Origin of the sequence: Clostridium sp. RTP31139st1_H3_RTP31139_211217, from assembly GCF_040227035.1 — a bacterium.
GTDB classification, from domain to species: domain Bacteria; phylum Bacillota; class Clostridia; order Clostridiales; family Clostridiaceae; genus Clostridium; species Clostridium saudiense.
The window spans coordinates 1-2,214 of record NZ_JBCOAB010000106.1; the positions used below are offsets into that span (position 1 = coordinate 1).

Annotated in this window: 1 protein-coding gene and 1 pseudogene; both read left to right on the forward strand. The window is 27.7% G+C overall.

Annotated features, from left to right (window positions below; translation table 11 throughout):
* Positions 1-89: 89 nt before the first annotated feature.
* A pseudogene (locus tag ABUA17_RS18680) lies at positions 90-977 on the forward strand (IS3 family transposase); the annotation flags it as partial.
* Between the two features lie 269 nt (positions 978-1,246).
* A complete protein-coding gene (locus ABUA17_RS18685; protein WP_055277957.1) occupies positions 1,247-2,176 on the forward strand; it encodes a cohesin domain-containing protein in 930 nt (309 codons plus the stop codon).
* Positions 2,177-2,214 lie beyond the last annotated feature (38 nt).

Here is a 2,214-nt window from a genome sequence, read left to right on the forward strand (position 1 = left end):
TTAAGCGAATCTGAGAAAATTGCTGCACAATTAAAACTTTTAGAATCTGAAAATAGACGTTTAAAAATGGAGAATGATTTCTTAAAAAAGTTAGACGAAATCGAAAGGAGGTAGATAAATATATAGCAATTATGGAACTTAACCAGTCTGGATATTCGATATCTGAATTATGCAAATGTGCAAGGATTAGTATATCTTCATATTATAAATGGTTAAATAGAAAAGAAACTCAAAGAGATAAAGAAAATAAAGAAATTTCGAATGAAATTATTAAGATATATTCTGAGGTAAAAGGTATTTATGGCTATAGAAGAATAACTTTAAATTTAAATAAAACTCTAGGTTCTAATTACAATCATAAACGTATTTATAGATTAATGAAATCTATGAATATGTCTGCTGTAATTAGTAAGAAGAGAAAGAGATATGTTCATAGCACCCCTCAAATAACTGCTGAAAATTTATTAAATAGAAACTTTATAACTGAAAATATTAATGAAAAATGGTTAACTGATGTTACAGAATTTAAATTAACTAACGGAACAAAAGCTTATCTAAGTGCGATTTTAGATCTTGGAGACAATAGCATCGTTTCTTATGTATTAGGTACTTCTAATAATAATAAATTAGTTTTTGATACACTAGATAAAGCTGTTATAACTAATCCGACGGCAACGCCACTATTTCATAGTGATCGCGGGTTTCAATATACAAGTAAGAGCTTTAAACTTAAGCTAGATGCTATTAATGCCAAACAAAGTATGTCTAGAGTTGGGCGATGTATTGATAATGGACCTATGGAAGGTTTTTGGGGAATATTAAAATCTGAAATGTATTATTTACAAAAGTTTCATACTTACGAACAGCTTGAAAAAGCTATAGATGAATATATAGAATTTTATAATACAAAAAGAATACAAAAAAAGCTAAAAGGCATGGCTCCACTTGAATATAGGAGTCATACCTTAGCATCATAATTTTTTATTATTTACCCTGTCTACTTGGCGGGGGGCAGTTCATTTTTGAATGTACTACTTTTTTATGATTTTTTGATTCAGTATATTTAACAATAAAAGCTGAATAAATAAGTAAAAGGTAGTAATTTTTTTGAGTTTAAGAAAATATGTTATAATAAAAACGAAAAAAGAGAAAATGTGATGAAAATAAGATTATATAATAACTTTAAATTATAGTTTGAAATAGACTATAGAAGAATAAATTAATATATAGTGAGGTAAGCAATAATATGAAAAAAATATTAACGTTTATGATTGCATTTATGTTTTTTGTAATACCAGTAAAAACTTATGCAGATAGTGCAACTGTAGAGATAGTGGTTAATGGGCAAATAAAAAAAGGATCAATAATTGAAATTTTAGTAAATGTTAAGGATGTAAATAAACTTTATGCAGCATCTGTAGATTTTACTTATGATACTGATAAATTAAGGGTCGAAAGTATAGCTGCTAGTGATTTTATAACAAAACATAATAATGAGATAATGGAATTTGGCGGAGAAACAGCTAAGAATGGAAATACAGCTTCATATTCATTTACTTTTCTTGGAGAAAAGGATGGAATTAAAGGAAGTGGAACTATTCTAGTAATTAGTGCTGAAGTTTTAAATGATAAGAAACTATCTATAGGGCAAGATAATATGAAGGTTAAACTTGTTCAACAGGTAGGAGATACTGTTGAAAACTATAGCTTTAAATTTTCAGGATATAATGATGAAGATAATAGTGAAGTAAGTGTTGGAGAGAATTTAACTACAAATAGTAATGGAGATTCACAAATTATTTCAAGTAATAATTCTTCATCAAGTACAGGGGCAAATGGAAATAATAAGACTGAAAATGATGGTAATAAAGAAAAAGCTGAAGCAACAGATTATAATGGAGAAAATTCTAATAACACTGAAAATGCTGAAGAATCAACAGATGAAAATGGACAGACATTAGAAAATTCTTCACAAGAAGCAGATAATGCAAAAGATAATGTTAATGATGGGAATGGGAAAGAAAATAGTGAAGAAAGCGATTTATTAGGTAGTAAAAGTGGCAATAAGGGAATTTTAATAACTAGTGGAATTATTTTGACTTTAGTTATTGCTGGAGGAGTAGCAGGATATTATTTTTATAAGATAAATTACAATATCAAGTGCAACACTAATTAATTGCAAAAAAAATAACCCATACGGGTACGTTCATGTTA

What these genes read in the sequence shown, in the direction of transcription:
- ABUA17_RS18685 (WP_055277957.1), top strand. Translation starts at nt 1,247, where the DNA reads ATGAAAAAAATATTAACGTTTATGATTGCATTTATGTTTTTTGTAATA.